Source organism: Sphingomonas melonis, assembly GCF_013409985.1.
In the GTDB taxonomy this organism is placed as follows: Bacteria; Pseudomonadota; Alphaproteobacteria; order Sphingomonadales; family Sphingomonadaceae; genus Sphingomonas; species Sphingomonas melonis_A.
The window spans coordinates 275,487-292,941 of the sequence record NZ_JACCBY010000003.1; the positions used below are offsets into that span (position 1 = coordinate 275,487).

The following is a 17,455-nucleotide window of genomic DNA, read 5'->3' on the forward strand; positions in this document are numbered from 1 at the left end:
CTCTCCGGGCGCGCCACCTCCCCCTGGCGGGGGAGGATTTGATGCACATCGCAGTCCTCATGGGCGGCTGGTCCGCCGAACGACCGGTGTCGCTGCAATCGGGCAACGGCTGCGCCGACGCGCTCGAATCGCTCGGCCATCGCGTCACCCGGATCGACATGGGCCGCGACGTCGCCGCCCGGCTCGCCGAGGCGCAGCCCGATCTCGTCTTCAACGCGCTGCACGGCTCGCCCGGCGAGGACGGCAGCGTGCAGGGCATGCTCGACCTGATGGGCATCCCCTATACCCATTCGGGCCTCGCCACCTCGGTGATCGCGATCGACAAGGTGCTGACCAAGCAGGTGCTCGTCCCCGCCGGCGTGCCGATGCCGGGCGGCCGCATCGTCCAGTCCGCCGAGGTCTTCGAGCGCGATCCGCTGCAGCGGCCCTATGTGCTTAAGCCGATCAACGAAGGTTCTTCGGTCGGCGTCGCGATCGTCACCGAGGACGGCAATTACGGCAATCCGATCGGCCGCGACGTCGCCGGCCCGTGGCAGGAATTCGAGCAGCTGCTCGCCGAACCCTATGTGCGCGGCCGTGAGCTGACCACCGCTGTGCTCGGCGACCGCGCGCTCGGCGTCACCGAGCTGAAGCCCAAGAACGGCTGGTACGATTTCGACGCCAAATATACCGACGGCCTGACCGAGCACGTCTGCCCCGCCGACATCCCCGACCGCATCGCCGATGCCTGCAAGAGCCTCGCGCTTGAGGCGCATCGCCTGCTCGGCTGCAAGGGCGCATCGCGCTCCGACTTCCGCTGGGACGACGAGCGCGACGTCGACGGGCTGTTCCTGCTCGAGGTCAACACCCAGCCGGGCATGACCCCGCTCAGCCTCGTCCCCGAACAGGCGCGCCATATCGGCATGAGCTACGCCGAGCTGGTCCAGGCGATCGTCGACGAAGCGCTCAAGGATCGCGCCGCGAAGGACCATCGGGGATGAGCCGCACGATCAAGCGCGGGCCGCCGCCCAAGCGGCCGACCGGGCGGCGCAAGCAGCCGGTGCGCAAGGTCTCGCTGGTCGAGCGCGCGGTGTCCGCGATGCCGGTCAGCGAGGACACGATCCGCAAGGCGGCGACCTGGACGATCACCGGCGGCGGCATCGCGCTGGCGCTCGCCGCCGTGACGTGGATCGGCATTCCCGGCATGATCGGCGCCGCCATCGCCGAAGGGGCGGGGCAGGCGGGCTTTCGCGTCGAGCAGATCGAGGTGACCGGCCTCAAGCGGATGGACCGGATGAGCGTCTATGCGGTCGCGCTCGACCAGCAGAGCCGTGCGATGCCGCTCGTCGATCTGGAGGCGGTGCGCCAGAAGCTGCTCCGCTACGGCTGGATCGCCGACGCGCATGTTTCGCGGCGGCTGCCCGATACGTTGCTCGTCGATATCGTCGAGCGCAGCCCGGCGGCGGTGTGGCAGGACAACGGCCAGCTGACGCTGATCGACAAGGACGGCGTGCTGCTCGAACCGGTGCGCCCCGACGCGATCCCCGATCTGCCTTTGGTGATCGGCCCCGGCGCCGACCGGCAGGAGGCGGGCTATCAGGCGCTGCTCGCCGCCGCGCCCGCGCTGAAACCGCGCGTCAAGGCAGCGACCTGGATCGGCAACCGCCGCTGGGACCTCACCTTCGACAGCGGCGAGACGCTGGCGCTGCCCGAGGACGGCGCGCCGGCGGCATTGCTGAAATTCGCCGAACTCGATGGCGCGCGGCCGCTGCTCGGACGCGGCTGGATTCGATTCGACATGCGCGATCCGAGCAAATTGGTCGCGCGCAAGCCGGGGGCGAGCATGGCGCATAACGTGCCGGACCCGAGCGAGGTGGCGACACCGTCGACCGATACGACCAACAGGCAAGCGGGGGCTGAGGGCTAATGGCGAAGGTTGCACCGGAAGGATTGATCACGGCGCTCGACATCGGGTCGTCGAAGGTCTCGGCGATGATCGCGCAGAAGGGCGATGGCGGCGAGCTTATCGTGCTCGGCACCGGCCAGCGCGAGAGCCGCGGCGTCAAGCGCGGCTATATCGCCGACATGGCGGCGACCGAGGCGGCGGTGCGCGAGGCGGTGGAACAGGCCGAGCGGATCGCCGGCATCAACATCGAGAACGTCTGGGTAGGCTTCTCCGCCGGCGGCCTGGTCAGCGACGTCGCCGAGGTCGAGTTCGAGCTGGGCGGCCATCGCGTCGAACAGCAGGATATCGACGCGCTGCTCGCGGCGGGGCGCAACTCGATCGATCCGCAGGGGCGGATGGTGCTCCACGCCCAGCCCGCGCTCTACACGCTCGACGGGCTCACCGGCGTCAAGAAGCCGCTGGGGCTGCACGCCGATCGACTCGGCGTGCACATCCATGTCGTCGCCGCCGACGGGTCGCCGGTCCGCAACCTCGATCTGTGCGTCCGCTCGGCGCATCTCGAGGTCAAGTCGATCATCGCCTCGCCGGTCGCGACCGGCCTTGCCTGCCTGTCCGACGAGGAGCGCGAGCTTGGCGTCGCGCTGGTCGAGCTGGGGGCGGGGATCACCAATGTCTCGCTGTTCGCCGGTGGCATGCTGGTCGGCCTGTGCTCGATCCCGATGGGCGGGCAGGACATCACCGACGATATCGCCAGCGCGTTCGGCACCCGCCGCGCGCAGGCGGAGCGGATGAAATGCTTCCACGGCTCGGCCAATGCCTCGCCGCGCGACAATCACGAGATGATCCCGGTGATGCCGATCGCCGCCGAGGACGACGTCCATGGCGGCATGCAGATCACCAAGGCGCAGTTGATCGGCATCGTCCGCCAGCGGCTGGAGCATCAGATGGACGAGATTCGCAAGTCGCTCGCCCAGCTCAAGTTCGAGGGGCCGGTCGGGCGGCAGGTGGTGCTGACCGGTGGCGGCGCGGAGCTGAAGGGCATCGCCGATTACGCGCAGCAGGCGCTCGGCCGCTCGGTGCGGATCGGTCGCCCGCGCGGGCTGACCGCGCTGCCCGAGGCGCATGGCGGCCCGGCGTTCGCGACGCTGGCGGGGCTCGCCTTCTACGCGGCGGCCGACCCGGTCGATCTGCGCGGGGTGGCGCCGCAGCAAACCACCGTTCATCGCCAGCGTGGCATGGGCATGGTGCGCAAGCTGATCCAGGCGGCGCGGGCGAATTATTGAGCGCCGATGACGACGATTGCGCGTTTTCTGTGGCACCGCATGAGTCGTTGAGGCAAAAGAGTAAATCAGTGTCCCGGCGCGTTTACCGGATGGGGCGGAGAAAGTTAGGTCATGAGCATCGAATTCATCACTCCCGAGGTCGACGAGCTGACCCCCCGCATCGCCGTGATCGGCGTCGGTGGCGCCGGCGGTAACGCCATCGCCAATATGATGCGCGCGGACGTGCAGGGCGTCGATTTCCTCGTCGCCAACACCGACGCGCAGGCGCTCAAGTCGTCGATCGCACCGCATCGCATCCAGCTCGGCGCGAAGATCACCCAGGGCCTCGGCGCCGGTTCGCGTCCCGAGATCGGCCGCGCCGCGGCGGAAGAGACGATCGACGATCTCGCCAAGCGGCTCGAAGGCGCGCACATGTGCTTCATCGCCGCCGGCATGGGCGGCGGCACCGGCACGGGTGCCGCGCCGGTGATCGCCAAGGCGGCGCGCGACATGGGCATCCTCACCGTCGGCGTGGTGACCAAGCCGTTCAGCTTCGAGGGCAACCGTCGCGCCAAGAGCGCCGACGGGGGCATCGAGGAGCTGCAGAAGTATGTCGATACGCTGATCGTCATCCCCAACCAGAACCTGTTCCTGATCGCCAACGCCAATACGACGTTCAAGGAAGCGTTCGAGATGGCGGACGAGGTCCTCCAGCAGGGCGTGCGCGGCATCACCGACCTGATGGTCATGCCCGGCCTCATCAACCTCGACTTCGCCGACGTCCGCTCGGTGATGCAGGAGATGGGCAAGGCGATGATGGGCACCGGCGAGGCGTCGGGCGACAATCGCGCGCTCGAGGCGGCGCAGAAGGCGATCGCCAACCCGCTGCTCGACGGCGTCAGCATGCAGGGCGCCAAAGGCGTCATCATCTCGATCACCGGCGGCGACGACATGCGCCTGCTCGAAGTCGACGAGGCGGCGAATCACATCCGCGATCTCGTCGATCCCGATGCCAACATCATCTGGGGCTCGGCGTTCAATCCTGAACTGGAAGGCCGCATCCGCGTGTCGGTGGTCGCCACCGGCATCGATTCGGACGTCAAGCCGGGTGCCGCCGCGCCTGCGCCGGAGGCCGCCAAGTCGTTCAGCTTCGGCATGGGCCGCAAGACCGACGACAGCACCTCGTTCCGCCCGACCAACGCCTCGACGCCCGAGGCGGCTGCCGCTCCGGCGCCCGCCGCGCCTGCGCCCGTCGCCCCCTCGGCGCCTGCCGCCCCGGCGCCGCTCGACCTGCAATCGCTCGATGCGGTGAAGCCGGACACGCGCGCCGCCAGCGACGATGAGCTGGTGCTCGGCGCCGAGACGATCGTGCCGCCGGCGCAGCCCAAGGCCTATGGCGACGAGCCCTATGTCGCCCCCGCGCGTGCCCCGGCACCCGAAGCGGCGGCCGGCCGCCGTCCGTGGATCGCGCCCGGCAGCGAAGCCGCGGCACCCGATGCGGCACCGGCCCCGCGCGTCAAGCTCGGCGGCACGCTGTTCGAGCGCATGTCCAACGCCGCCCGCGGCCCGGCACGCGAAGAGGCGCCGGAGGACGGCAAGGACCCGATCGACATCCCGCGCTTCCTGCATCGCCAGAACAACCAGTAACGCCGCGGTCCCCGCTTGCGCGGGGAGCCTTCGGTTCGTCATCCCGGCGCAGGCCGGGCCCCATGGATAGGTGTCGCTGATGTGGCGCGCCGACGCTGCGGTATCGTGACCATGGGTCCCGGCGTTCGCCGGGATGACGAACAGGGGGCGCCGGCCCCACCCGATCCCGGCGCGCCCGCCGAACAAGACCAGAGCCCCCGTCACCGATGTTCGTCGCCGCCCAGCCACCGTTCGCCGCGCGACCCGTGATCGGACATTGCCGGTTCAGGGACGCTCGGCTCTAGTCGCCGCGACCTCATGCGATCTCCGTTATCCTCCTTTCTGGCGCCTGCCGCGCTCCTGTTGGCGACTGCGCCATCCGCCCTGTTCGCGCAGGAGGTGGTGCAGGCGCTGCCCGGCACCACCGACGCCGACCGGCTCGCCGAGCAGATGCGCGCGCTCGCGTCCAACCCGCGCGACCTCAACGCGCTGATCGCCGCCGCCGACCTGTCGCTGTCGCTCGGCGATCTCAGCGGCGCCGCCTCGCTTTATGCGCGCGCCGAGAAGGTGTCGGCCACCGATCCCCGCATCAAGGCGGGTGAGGGCGCGATCCTCGTCCGCTCCGAACGGCCCGGCGAGGCGCTGCGCTATTTCGCGCAGGCCGAGGCCGGCGGCGCCGACGTGCGCCGTTTCGCCGGCGACCGCGGCCTCGCTTATGATCTGATCGGCCAGCAGGAGCGCGCCCAGCGCGACTATCGCCTCGCGCTCAAGACCGATCCGGATGACGAAATCGTCCGCCGCTACGCGCTGTCGCTCGCTATCTCGGGCAAGCGCGAACAGGCGCTGGAGACGCTCGACCCGTTGCTGCGCAAGACCGATCGCAGCGCGTGGCGCATCCGCGCCTTCATCCTGGCAATGGGTGGCGACCAGGCGGGTGCCGAGAAGATCGCGACCACCATGCTGCCGCCCGGCATGGCGCAGGGGCTGACGCCCTTCTTCCGGCGACTCCCCGCGCTCCCCGCCGCCGACCGCGCCTTCGCGGTCCATTTCGGCGAGGTGCATACCACGCCCGAGCGGCTCGCGGACGCGCGGCTCGCGCCGATCCTGCCGCAGCTCGCGCCCGAGCCCGCCCCGGTGGCGCTCGCCGCGGTGCAGCCCGCCGCCCAGCCCGGCAAGAAGGATCGCCGCCGCCGCGGCAACCGCGACGGCGTGGCGCTCGCGTCGACCACGCAAGCCGTGCAGTCGCGTGCCGCGCCCCGTGCGGTCACACCTGCGCCGGCGCCCGCGCCCACCTACCAGCAGGCGACCGCCGCGCTCGCCCGCGTCCAGCCGCTGCCGCAACAACCGCAGCGCGCGCCGGTGACGCTGGCCGGCACCAGCACCGCAACGACCGTGCCGACGCCGACACCGACACCCGCGCCGATGTCGTCGCCGGCACCGACGCCCGCGCTGTCGCAGACCCGTCCCGCGACACCTGCGGTCACGCCGTCGACGCCGGTCCAACTCGCCGCAGTCCAGCCACGTCCGCCGCTGCCGACCAGCGCCAGCGCGCCGGCCCCATCGGTCACGCCAGCACCGACGCCGACACCTACCCCGACACCGGCCCAAACCTACGCCGCTGCTCCCGCGCAGCCCGCCTATACGCCGCCGACCGCCGCGGTCCCGGCGGAACCCGCCACCGCGACGACCACCCCGCCGGCGAGCTACAGCGCGCCACCGTCGCGCGCCGAGGCGGACAGCGTGCTCGCCCGGATCGTCGCCGGCCTGTCGATCCCGGCGTCGGAGCTCGGCGTCGTCACGCCGGTCAAGCCCGCTCCGGCGACGGTGCCGCCCGCCGACACCGCCGCGCGCGTCGTCGCCGAGGCCAAGGCGAAGGAGGCGCGCGACGCCGCCGCCGAGAAGGCGCTGGCGATCCAGACCGCGGCCGAGAAGCGCGCCGCCGACCGCAAGGCAGTCGCCGACAAGAAGGCGCTGGCCGCCAAGAAGCTCGCCGATGCGAAGAAGCTCGCCGATGCCAAGGCCGCCGCCGAAGAGAAGAAGGCCGCCGTTGAGGAGAAGCGGCTCGCCCGCGCCAATCCCGAACGGATCTGGGTGCAGGTCGCCGGCGGCGCCAACGAGAATGATCTGCCCAAGGCCTATGCCGCGGTGAAGGCCAAGGCGCCGTCGGTGTTCGGCAGCCGCGCCGCCTGGTCGACGCCGCTGCGCGCGACCAACCGCGTGCTGGTCGGCCCGTTCAAGACCGATGCCGAGGCGCGCAGCTTCGTCAACCAGCTCAAGAAGGAGGGCGTCTCGACTTTCACCTTCACCAGCGAGGCCGGCCAGGCCGTGACCAAGCTCGGGTCCGGCAAATCGTCGGCCAAGTGAGTCCGCGCGCACCCTGGGCGTCCGATCCGGCGCGCAGCAGGGGCCGCCTGCATGAGGAACAGACCGGGACCGCACGCGGCCCCCGCGACGACTTCCAGCGCGATCGCGACCGCATCATCCACTCGATCAGCTTCCGTCGCCTGCGTCACAAGACTCAGGTGTTCATGGCGCCCGACGGCGATCATTTCCGTGTCCGCCTGACCCACAGCCTTGAGGTGGCGCAGATCGGCCGCACGATCGCGCGGGTGCTCGGCCTCAACGAGGATCTGACCGAGGCGCTGTGCCTCGCGCATGACATCGGCCATCCGCCGTTCGGCCATGCCGGCGAGGATGCGCTGAAGGTCGCGCTCGCCGATGCCGGGGGGTTCGATCACAACGGCCATACGCTGCGCGCGCTGACGCTGATCGAGCGGCCCTATCCGCGCTGGGACGGGCTCAACCTGACGTGGGAAACGCTGGAGGGGCTCGCCAAGCACAACGGTCCCGTCCGTCATCCCGGCTGGGCGCTGCGCGAGGCCGACGCGCACTTCCCGCTCGACCTCACCAGCCATGCCAGCCTGGAGGCACAGGTTGCCGCGATCGCTGACGATATCGCCTATGACAATCACGATATCGACGACGGCCTGCGCGCCGGGCTGCTGACGCTCGACCAGTTGCTCGCGGTGCCGATCGTCGCGCGCGGCTGGACGGCGGCCTGCGCGCGCTTTCCCGATGTCGCGCCCAAACGGCTGGCGAGCGAACTTGTCCGCAGTCAGATCGGCACGATGGTCAACGACCTGATCGAAGAGACGCGCCGTCGCATCGCCGCCTCGGGCGTCGCCAGCGCCGACGACGTGCGCGCGGCGGGGGAGGCGCTATGCGGCTTCTCGCCGCAGATGCGCGAGGAGGAACGCGACCTCAAGCGCTTCATGTACGCCAACCTCTATCACCATCCGCGGCAGCTGGCGGCGGCCGACACCGCGCATGGCATCGTCGCCGGCCTGTTCGAGGCCTATCGCGCCGATCCGTCGGCGATGAGCGCGGAATGGGCGCAGGACGTGCCCGCCGACGAACCCGGCCGCAGCCGCCATATCGCCGACTTCATCGCCGGCATGACGGACCGCTACGCCATCGCCCGCTATCGCGAGCTGGTCGGCGACATCGAGCTGCCCGAAGGCTTCTGAGCAAGGCGGGCGCCCGTGCGCGGGCGCCGGGGGATGACCGCCCGGCTCCCCGACGCTCGGGGCGCCCGCCCGGGGATTAGCGCGACGCCAGCCGCGTCGCGCCGACCGCGCCCTTGGCATCAGCGGTGCGGAACGCCACGGCCGTGCCGTTGGCGGCGCCGGTCACCCGCCCGCCGCTCACCACGAAGCGGAAGGATTCGCCGCCGGGATAGTGGCGGCCGCGGATCACGTGCCGGTTCGGCGCAATGTCGGTGGCGGTATAGACATAGGTGTCGCCGCCCTGCTGGAAGGTACGTTCGCCGTCGCGGGCCAGCGCGCCGGTCGAGGTCAGGGTGGCCGCAGCCGCGGCCAGGATAACAACGGTCTTGCGCATGATCGCCTCTCGCAAAGGATGCTCCGAGCCCGTTCAGGTCCTCCCCGGTCACGTTCTTGGCGGCGCCTATATTGCAGTGCAGCATGGAGCTCAAATGCAAAGCCGGACCGGGCCGATTGCGGCGCGTGCAACCGGCTCGGGCAGCGGCTGGTACAGTTTTGCGACAGGTCGGCGCTAGTATCGCAGGGCAGGGGCGAGGAGCGTGCAATGTCTGAAGCTGCCATCGCGTTGAATCGGTTCGGTTTAGGTACGCGGGCGGACGAGTCGCCACCCGCCGACCCGCATCGCTGGCTCACCCTGCAACTCGAGTCCTACCAGCCCGCACCACCCCCGACGGCCACTGCGCCGACCAGCGCCAAGGTGTCGGCGGATGTCGCTGCCTATCAAGCGGCGCAACGTATGATGCGCAAGGCGCCCGCCCCGGCCGCCGCTGCCCCGCCGGCACCCATGCCCGCCGCGCCGGCATCGACCACCGCACCGGCTATGGTGTCCCCGTCCGCCCCCGCGGCCGACCCGCAGCGCGACGCCCGCCAGCAGGCGCTCGACGCGACCCAGCATGCCCTGCAACAGGATTATGTCGACCTGATCGGCGCCCGTACCGGCGCCGCCCTGACGACCGCGACGCCGTTCGCCGAACGGCTGGTCTGGTTCTGGTCGAATCACTTCGCCGTCTCGGCGGACAAGTCCGAGCTGGCCGGCCTGTCCGGCACGCTGGAGATGGAGGCGATCCGGCCGCACGTCATGGGCCGCTTCGCCGATATGCTGTTCGCGGTCGAGCGGCATCCGGCGATGCTGCTCTACCTCGATCAGGCGGTCTCGGTCGGTCCCGACAGCCCGCTCGGCGCGAAGGTCGCCGCGCGCGGCCAGCGCAAGGTCGGGCTCAACGAGAATCTGGCGCGCGAGATCATGGAATTGCACACGCTCGGCGTGCGCACCGGCTATACCCAGGCCGACGTCACCGAATTCGCCCGTGCGATGACCGGCTGGACGGTCGGCGTGATCGGCGGTGGCGCGGGCGCGCGCTTCGTCACCGCGCGGCCGCCGGGCAGCTTCGCCTTCGTCCCCGACATCCATCAGCCCGGCGCGCGTACCATCCTCGGCAAGACCTATCCGCCCGGCGAGGAGGATCAGGCGCAGGCGGCGCTCGCCGACTTCGCGGTCCACCCGGCGACCGCGCGGCATGTCGCGACCAAGCTCGCCCGCCATTTCGCCGGCGACACGCCGCCGCCGGCGATGGTCGCGCGGCTGGAGAAGGCGTTCCGTCGCTCGGGGGGCGATCTGCCCACCGTCTACCGCGCGCTGATCGCCTCGCCGGAGGCGTGGCGGCCCGCGCCCGCCAAGTTCAAGACGCCGTGGGAATGGACCGTCTCCTCCTATCGCGCGCTCGGCCTCGCCGACGTCAAGCCGCAGGCGGTGCAGGGGCTGCTCAACCAATTGGGCCAGCCGATGTGGAAGCCGGGCCAGCCGATCGGCTATGACGACACCGCGCCGAGCTGGGCCGGGCCGGATGCGGTGATGCGCCGCGTCGAGGCGGCGGAGCGGCTCGCCGCCCGATCGGCGCGGACGATCGACGCGCGCGCGCTGGCGCCGCGGCTGTTCCCCGACGCGCTGACGCCCGCCACCGGCCAGGCGCTCGCCCGCGCCGAAAGCCCGGGGCAGGCGCTCGCGCTGCTGCTCGTCTCGCCCGAAATGATGCGGAGGTAAGATCATGGATCGTCGCTCCTTCCTCGCCGCCGGCGGCCTCGGCCTGCTCGGCACCTTCGCGCCGCGCATGGCCTTCGCCAGGGCGGCCACGGCCAAGCGCTTCGTTTTCATCATCCAGCGCGGTGCCGCCGACGGGCTCGGCACGATCGGTCCGGTCGGCGACCCCGCCTTCGTCGGCGCGCGCGGCGAACTGGCCGCCGACCTGACCGCCGGCACCAAGCTCGACGCGATGTTCTCGCTCCACCCGGCGATGGCCAATGCCGCGGCGCTCTATGCCAAGGGGCAGGCGTTGTTCGCTCACGCCGTCGCCTCGCCCTATCGCGATCGCTCGCATTTCGACGGCCAGAACGTGCTCGAGACCGGGGGCGCCGGCGCCTACCAGCTCAAGGACGGCTGGATGAACCGCCTGCTCGGCGTCGTGCCGACCGACGACGCCAAGGCGATCGCGATCGCCGCCACCGTGCCGGTGGCGCTGCGGGGCGCGCACGAGGTGGCGAGCTATGCGCCCTCGTCGCTGCCCGATGCCTCGGACGATTTGCTCGCGCGGGTGACGCAGCTCTATCAGGGCGACGCGCAGCTGCACGGCCTGTGGAACGAGGCATTGCAGACGCGCCAGCTCACCGGCGACCTCGCCCGCGACAATGGCCGCAACGCCGCGGCGACGGGCGCGCTGGCGGCGCGGCTGCTCGCGCCGGTGAACGGCGCGCGGATCGCGACGATCGAGACCGGCGGCTGGGACACGCACGCCGGCCAGCGCGGCCGGCTGGCGACGCAGCTCAAGGGGCTCGACGCGATGATCGGTGCGCTTCAGACGGGGCTCGGCCCGGTGTGGGACGACACGCTGGTGCTGGTCGCGACCGAATTCGGCCGCACCGTCGCGATCAACGGCACCGGCGGCACCGACCACGGCACCGGCACCGCGGCGATGCTGTTCGGCGGCGCGGTGAAGGGCGGCCGCGTCTTCGCCGACTGGCCCGGCCTCGCCACCGCCAACCTCTACGAGGCCCGCGACCTCAAGCCGACCACGCCGCTCGACGCCTTCATCGGCGGCGCCGTCGCCGACCATTTCGCGGTCGAGCCACCGCGCGCGATGGCGGCGCTGTTCCCGGCGAGCGCCCGGACGGCGGCGATCGAGGGGCTGCTGCGGGTGTGACGCGCCCCGCGCAGGCGGCAGCTCCCCGGTGCGGGACCATCGTCGAGGCTGATCGGACGAGGACCTTGCTACAAGGGCCTATCCCCGCCCGCTGTCCACATCCGGCATCGCTGCTACACCGGCGGCGACCGTGGCGGGCTGGCTCTTCAGGGGAAACGGAAGGGGTCCATCTTGTCCATGTTGCGCCGCAGCCATTTGAACCTGCCCCGCTTGTAAGCTAGGGCAGGGGACTTTCGCCGAACGGACGCCCATGACGCTTTACACCCGCTTTGCCGCGCATGTCGCCGCGGCCCTCGATACCCTCGTCGCCGCCGGCACGCTGCCTGCCGACCTCGACCGCAAGAACGTGACGGTCGAGCCGCCGCGCGACGCCAGCCACGGCGATCTCGCCACCAATGCGGCGATGGTCCTCGCCAAACCCGCCAAGCTCAACCCGCGCGCGCTCGGCGAGGCGCTCGCCGCCGAACTGGCGAAGCTGGACGACGTCGCCGAGGCGAGCGTCGCCGGCCCCGGCTTCATCAATTTGCGCCTCACTGATGCCGCGTGGCGCGACGAACTCGCGCAGATTCAGGCGGCGGGCGACGATTACGGCCGCTCAACGCAGGGGCAGGGGATCACCGTCAACGTCGAGTACGTGTCGGCCAATCCGACCGGCCCGATGCACATGGGCCATTGCCGCGGTGCGGTCGTCGGCGATGCACTCGCCGCGCTGCTCGAATATGCCGGCCACACGGTGATCCGCGAATATTACGTCAATGATGCCGGCGGCCAGGTCGACGTGCTCGCCCGCTCGGCGCACCTGCGCTATCGCGAGGCGCTCGGCGAGACGATCGAAATCCCCGAGGGCCTGTACCCCGGCGATTATCTCGTCCCGGTCGGCAAGGAGCTCGCCGCGGAGTTCGGCGACCGCTACGTCGGCGCGCCGGAGAGCGAATGGCTGGCGCTGTTCCGCACCCGCGCGGTCGCGGCGATGCTGGTGATGATCCGCGCGGATCTCGCGCTGCTCGGCATCCACCACGACCTGTTCTCGTCCGAGGCGGAGTTGCAGGCGGCCGGCAAGCCCGAGGCGGCCGAGGCGGAGCTGCGCGCGCGCGGCCTCGTCTATGACGGCGTGCTCGAAGCCCCCAAGGGCGAGACGCCCGAGGATTGGGAGCCGGTCGAGCTGCCGCTGTTCCGCTCCAGCCAGTTCGGCGACGATCAGGACCGGCCGATCAAGAAGTCGAACGGCCAATGGACCTATTTCGGCGCCGATCTCGCCTATCACTTCCAGAAGAGCCAGACCGCCGACCAGCTCATCGACATCTGGGGCGCCGACCATGCCGGCACCGTCAAGCGCATCCAGGCCGCGGTCGCCGCGCTGACCGGCGGCAAGACGCGCTTCGACGTCAAGCTCGTCCAGATGGTGCGGCTGCTGCGCGGCGGCGAACCGGTCAAGATGTCGAAGCGGGCGGGCAATTTCGTCACGCTCGCCGACGTGGTGCGCGAGGTCGGCAAGGATGTCGTCCGCTTCACCATGCTGACCCGCCGCTCCGACGCACAGATGGACTTCGACTTCGCCAAGGTGGTCGAGGCGTCGAAGGACAATCCGGTCTTCTACGTCCAATATGCCCATGCCCGCGTCGCCTCGCTGCATCGCCGTGCCGAGGAAGCGGGGATCGCGGCGCGTGATGCCGACCTGTCCCGGCTTGATACGGAGGAGCTCGCGCTGGTGAAGCTCGCGGCGCAATTCCCGCGCATCGTCGAAACCGCCGCCACGGCGCGCGAACCGCATAGAATTGCCTTTTATCTGTATGACTTAGCTGCTGCCTTCCATGCGCTCTGGAATGTCGGTAACGACCGGCCGGACCGCCGCTTCCTGGTGGTCGACGACCATGATGCCACCGCCGCGCGTCTGTTCTTGGCGACGGCGATCGCGCAGATTATCCGTAACGGGCTCAGCATCATGGGTGTGGTCGCGGTTTCGGAGATGAAGTGATGGCGGACGGACTGGATCTGCGCGACGAGGACCGGCTGCCGTGGCTCGAAACCGTCGAGCCCGACGAGGAACAGGGCGCGCCGATCGGGAAGACGATCGCGCTGGTCGTCATCGGCCTCGCCGTGCTCGCCGCGATCATCTTCGGCATCTACAAGCTCCAGACCCGCGCCAGCGCCGACGGCCAGCTGATCGCCGCGCCGGAGGGCGACTATAAGGTCAAGCCGGACGATCCCGGCGGCCTGAAGGTGAAGGGCGAGGGCGATGCCGCGATCGCGACCAGCGCGGGCAAGGCGGGCAACGGCTCGATCGATCTCAGCGCGGTGCCGGAAAAGCCGATCGACGGCCATCGCGTGGCGCCGACCGCCAAGCCGGCCGGCACCGGCGGCAGCAACGCGGTCGCGCAGGTGCCCGCGTCGAGCGGCAAGCTTGTCGCCGCGCAGCCGGTCAGCGTCCAGCGCCGGCCGGCCGCCGATGCCGGCGCCAGCGGCTCGCTGGTCCAGCTCGGCGCCTATCCGACCGAGGCGCTGGCGAACGGCGCCTGGGACACGTTCTCCAAGCGGTTCAGCTACCTCGCGCCGCTCGGCAAGTCGGTGCAATCGGTCGCCATCGGCGGCCGCACCCTCTACCGCCTGCGCGTCAACGCCGGCAGCGCCAACCAGGCGGCCGACATCTGCGGCCGGCTGCGCGTGGCGGGCGAAAGCTGCTTCGTCGCAAGCTGAGGCGGGGAGGCCTATCCCCCCGTCACCCCGGGCTTGTCCCGGGGTCCACTCTGCGGCGAGGCGCGCAGCCTGAGCCTCCTGCCATTCCCCCGCGGCCCAGTGGACCCCGGAACGAGTCCGGGGTGACGGATTGTTCGGGGAAAGCGATCGAGCCTCATCGCCGCGACCCAATGCGATTGCCCTGCCCGTCGGGGGCGGACACAGGCCACCAACCCTCGCATCTTGCGCATACCCGCGCTAACCGTGCGGCATGAAGCCCGTCATCTTCGGCATCGCCGGTCTCGCCCTCACTCCCGACGAACGCGCCTTTTTCACCGAGGCGGAGCCGGCCGGCTACATCCTCTTCAAGCGCAATATCCGCGATCGCGCGCAGGTCCGCGCGCTCACCGATTCCCTCCGCGACCTGTCCGGCCGCGCCGACCTGCCGATCCTCATCGACCAGGAGGGCGGCCGCGTCGCCCGCATGGGGCCGCCGGAATGGCCCGCCTTTCCCGCCGGCCCCGCGTTCGCCGCGCTCTACGAGACCGCGCCGATGTCGGCGATCCAGGCGATGCGCGCCAATGGCCAGGCGCTCGGCCTGATGCTCGCCGAGGTCGGCATCACCGTCGATTGCGCCCCGATCATCGACGTCGCCCAGCCCGACACCACCGAGGCGATCACCTGCCGCACCTACGGATCGGAGCCGATGCAGGTCGCCGCGCTCGGCCGCGCGATGCTGGAGGGGCTGGCGGCCGGTGGCGTCGTCGGCGTGGTCAAGCACATGCCGGGTCACGGCCGCGCGCGGGTCGACAGCCATCATCTCCTCCCCACCGTCACCGCCAGCGCGGCGGAGCTCGAGGTCGATCTCGAACCCTTCCGCACGCTCGCGCAGGCGCCGATGGGGATGACCTCGCACATCGTCTTCGACGCATGGGATCGCGAGCGGCCGGCGACGCTGTCGCCGCTGGTCATCGAAAAGGTGATCCGCGGGGCGATCGGCTTCGACGGGCTGCTGATGACCGACGACATCGACATGAAGGCGCTCTCCGGCACCGCGGGCGAGAAGGCGGCGGGAGCAATCGCCGCCGGTTGCGACCTCGTGCTCGATTGCTGGGCGCGAATGGACGAGATGATCGAGATCGCCGGGCGGCTCGGCCCGATCGGCGACGCCGCCCGCGCGCGTCTCGACCGTGCCATGGCGAGTGTCGGCGCGCCCGCAGGCGATGTCGATGACCTGATCGCAACGCGCGACGCCTTCCTCGCTCTGGTCTGATGGCCGAATCCGAACAGCTCACGCTCGATCTGGAGGGGTGGGAAGGGCCGCTCGACCTGCTGCTGACGCTCGCGCGCGCGCAGAAGGTCGATCTGCGCAAGCTGTCAATCCTCGCGCTCGTCGAGCAATATCTGCGCTTCATCCAGCAGCGCCAGACGCTGCAACTGGAGGTCGCCGCCGATTATCTCGTGATGGCGGCGTGGCTCGCCTATCTCAAATCGGCGCTGCTGCTGCCGCGCGATCCCGAGCAGGAGCCGGACCCCGAGGAACTGGCGCTGCGGCTGCAATTGCGGCTGGAACGGCTCGCCGCGATGCGCGAGGCGGGCGCGCGGCTGATGGCACGCAACCGGCTCGGCCGCGACGTGTTCGTGCGGTCCGCGCCCGAGGGGCTGCGGACGATCCGCCACGCCCGCTGGCATGCCGAGATCTACGATCTCATCTCCGCTTACGGGCGGGTCAGCGCGCGTACCCGGCCGGTGATGCATGTCGTCGCCGATCGTGAGGTGATGACGCTGGAAGCGGCGCTGGAGCGTGTCTCGCGGCTGATCGGCATCGAGCTCGACTGGGCGACGCTGGAGAGCTTCCTGCCCGACGGCTCCGGCCGGCTGCGCAAGTCGGCGCTCGCCTCCTCGTTCCTCGCCGCGCTCGAACTCGCCAAACAGGGGCGGGTGGAGTTGCGCCAGCAGGCGCCGTTCGCGCCGCTCTACCTGCGGGCGCTGCGATGACCCCGCCGGACGATGGCGTGCGCGCGGTCGAGGCGCTGCTGTTCGCCGCTGCCGAGCCGCTCACCGTCGATTCGATCCGCGCCTATGTCGGCAAGGTCGATGTGCGCGCGGTGCTCGCCCGGCTCGAGCAGGATTATGCCGGCCGCGGCATCGTCCTGGTCCGTCGCGGCGACCGCTGGCATTTCGAGACCGCGCCCGATCTCGCCCATCTGCTGCGCCGCGACCGCGAGGAGGTGCGGCGGCTCAGCCGCGCCGGCATCGAGACGCTGGCGATCATCGCCTATCACGAGCCCGTGACCCGCGCCGAGATCGAGGCGATCCGCGGCGTCGCGACGGCGAAGGGCACGCTCGACGTGCTCATGGAGGCGGGCTGGGTGCGGCCGGCGGGCCGCCGCGAACTGCCCGGCCGGCCGCTGATGTATGCCACCACCCCGGGCTTCCTCAGCCATTTCGGCCTGGAAAGCCGCCGTGACCTGCCCGGTGTCGAGGATCTGCGCGCCGCCGGCCTGCTCGATCCCGTCGACCTCGCGCTGGAGGAAGCTTTGGTGGTGGCAAAGGACGGCGATAGCGATTAGATAAGGCTGCATTCTAGGAGATAAGCCATGGGCAGCTTCAGCCCGATCCATCTGCTCGTTCTTGCGGTCGTCGCGATCCTGCTGCTCGGCGGCGGCCGATTCTCCAGCCTGATGGGCGATGTCGCCAAGGGCGTGAAGAATTTCAAAAAGGGCATGGCCGAAGAGGACCATGACACGACGACCAAGCCGGCGCCGCGCATCGAGGCGCAGAAGGCGGCCGAGCCCGCGTTCGATCGCGACGGCGAGCGCGTCCGCGAAGACCGCTAAGCTGCGCCCTTCAGATAGTCACGGCATCCGATGTTCGGCGTAGATTCTTCCGAATTCCTGCTAATCGCCGTCGTCGCGCTGCTCGTTATCGGGCCTAAGGACCTGCCGAAGGCGATGCGGGTCGTCGGCTATTGGGTCGGCAAGGCGCGGGGAGTCAGCCGCTCGTTTCGGCAAGGCTTCGACAACATGGTCCGTGAAGCCGAGCTGGAAGAGATGGAGAAGCGCTGGGCGGCCGAGAATGCGCGGATCATGGCGGAGCATCCCGCCACGTCCGAGGCTGAATCCGTTGCCGCTGCCGAGCCGGTCGCGGCTGTGGACCATGACGCGCCGGTGATGGTCGAGAAGCCCGCGGTTTCGCCGGCACCCGACCATCGGCCTGTGGTCCAGACGGATATCACCCCGTCATGAGCGG

16 protein-coding genes are annotated in these 17,455 nt (G+C 70.5%); 15 read left to right on the forward strand and 1 reads right to left on the reverse strand.

Annotated features, from left to right (window positions below):
• Positions 1-41 precede the first annotated feature (41 nt).
• The 6 genes from HD841_RS12045 to HD841_RS12070 all read left to right on the forward strand — a co-directional run bounded on the left by HD841_RS12045 (position 42) and on the right by HD841_RS12070 (position 8,300).
• The gene (locus HD841_RS12045) at positions 42-980 is read left to right on the forward strand and encodes a D-alanine--D-alanine ligase (protein ID WP_179509120.1); all 939 of its coding nucleotides are present in this window, start codon (positions 42-44) and stop codon (positions 978-980) included.
• Entirely contained in the window at positions 977-1,906 is a 930-nt protein-coding gene (locus HD841_RS12050; protein WP_179509121.1) for a cell division protein FtsQ/DivIB, read from the forward strand. Before HD841_RS12045 ends, HD841_RS12050 begins: the two co-directional genes overlap by 4 nt.
• A complete protein-coding gene (gene ftsA / locus HD841_RS12055) occupies positions 1,906-3,168 on the forward strand; it encodes a cell division protein FtsA (RefSeq protein WP_179509122.1) in 1,263 nt (420 codons plus the stop codon). The genes HD841_RS12050 and ftsA overlap by 1 nt, the downstream gene beginning before the upstream one ends.
• A gap of 111 nt (positions 3,169-3,279) precedes the next feature.
• Positions 3,280-4,794: a cell division protein FtsZ gene (ftsZ, locus tag HD841_RS12060; protein ID WP_179509123.1), complete on the forward strand. Its 1,515-nt coding sequence runs from the start codon at positions 3,280-3,282 to the stop codon at positions 4,792-4,794.
• Between the two features lie 342 nt (positions 4,795-5,136).
• Positions 5,137-7,137, forward strand: coding sequence for an SPOR domain-containing protein (locus HD841_RS12065; RefSeq protein ID WP_257015484.1), 2,001 nt, complete (start codon positions 5,137-5,139; stop codon positions 7,135-7,137).
• Complete coding sequence (locus HD841_RS12070; protein ID WP_179509125.1) at positions 7,134-8,300, forward strand: deoxyguanosinetriphosphate triphosphohydrolase; 1,167 nt, start codon at positions 7,134-7,136, stop codon at positions 8,298-8,300. Before HD841_RS12065 ends, HD841_RS12070 begins: the two co-directional genes overlap by 4 nt.
• Positions 8,301-8,376: 76 nt before the next feature.
• On the opposite strand, the gene HD841_RS12075 is transcribed toward HD841_RS12070, so the two are convergent.
• Positions 8,377-8,673 carry a hypothetical protein gene (locus HD841_RS12075; protein ID WP_179509126.1) on the reverse strand — a complete coding sequence of 99 codons (297 nt, stop codon included), beginning with the start codon at positions 8,671-8,673 and terminating at the stop codon, positions 8,377-8,379.
• A gap of 207 nt (positions 8,674-8,880) precedes the next feature.
• Here HD841_RS12075 and HD841_RS12080 point away from each other — a divergent pair, with 207 nt between their 5' ends.
• The 9 genes from HD841_RS12080 (at position 8,881) to tatB (ending at position 17,451) form a co-directional block, all read left to right on the forward strand.
• The gene (locus tag HD841_RS12080) at positions 8,881-10,377 is read left to right on the forward strand and encodes a DUF1800 domain-containing protein (protein ID WP_179509127.1); all 1,497 of its coding nucleotides are present in this window, start codon (positions 8,881-8,883) and stop codon (positions 10,375-10,377) included.
• Between the two features lie 4 nt (positions 10,378-10,381).
• Positions 10,382-11,530, forward strand: coding sequence for a DUF1501 domain-containing protein (locus HD841_RS12085; RefSeq protein ID WP_179509128.1), 1,149 nt, complete (start codon positions 10,382-10,384; stop codon positions 11,528-11,530).
• 250 nt (positions 11,531-11,780) lie between these two features.
• Positions 11,781-13,505: an arginine--tRNA ligase gene (gene argS, locus HD841_RS12090; RefSeq protein WP_179509129.1), complete on the forward strand. Its 1,725-nt coding sequence runs from the start codon at positions 11,781-11,783 to the stop codon at positions 13,503-13,505.
• On the forward strand, positions 13,505-14,224 hold the full coding sequence (locus HD841_RS12095; RefSeq protein ID WP_179509130.1) for an SPOR domain-containing protein: 720 nt from the start codon (positions 13,505-13,507) through the stop codon (positions 14,222-14,224). Before argS ends, HD841_RS12095 begins: the two co-directional genes overlap by 1 nt.
• A gap of 250 nt (positions 14,225-14,474) precedes the next feature.
• Positions 14,475-15,476, forward strand: a complete 1,002-nt coding sequence (locus HD841_RS12100; RefSeq protein ID WP_179509131.1) for a glycoside hydrolase family 3 protein — start codon at positions 14,475-14,477, stop codon at positions 15,474-15,476.
• Positions 15,476-16,201, forward strand: coding sequence for a segregation and condensation protein A (locus tag HD841_RS12105; RefSeq protein WP_179509132.1), 726 nt, complete (start codon positions 15,476-15,478; stop codon positions 16,199-16,201). Before HD841_RS12100 ends, HD841_RS12105 begins: the two co-directional genes overlap by 1 nt.
• The gene (gene scpB, locus HD841_RS12110) at positions 16,198-16,776 is read left to right on the forward strand and encodes an SMC-Scp complex subunit ScpB (RefSeq protein ID WP_179509133.1); all 579 of its coding nucleotides are present in this window, start codon (positions 16,198-16,200) and stop codon (positions 16,774-16,776) included. The genes HD841_RS12105 and scpB overlap by 4 nt, the downstream gene beginning before the upstream one ends.
• Positions 16,777-16,803: 27 nt before the next feature.
• Positions 16,804-17,043: a Sec-independent protein translocase subunit TatA gene (locus HD841_RS12115; RefSeq protein WP_179509134.1), complete on the forward strand. Its 240-nt coding sequence runs from the start codon at positions 16,804-16,806 to the stop codon at positions 17,041-17,043.
• A gap of 30 nt (positions 17,044-17,073) precedes the next feature.
• Positions 17,074-17,451 (forward strand): Sec-independent protein translocase protein TatB, encoded by a 378-nt coding sequence (gene tatB / locus HD841_RS12120; RefSeq protein ID WP_179509135.1) that lies wholly within the window; start codon positions 17,074-17,076, stop codon positions 17,449-17,451.
• Positions 17,452-17,455: the final 4 nt, after the last annotated feature.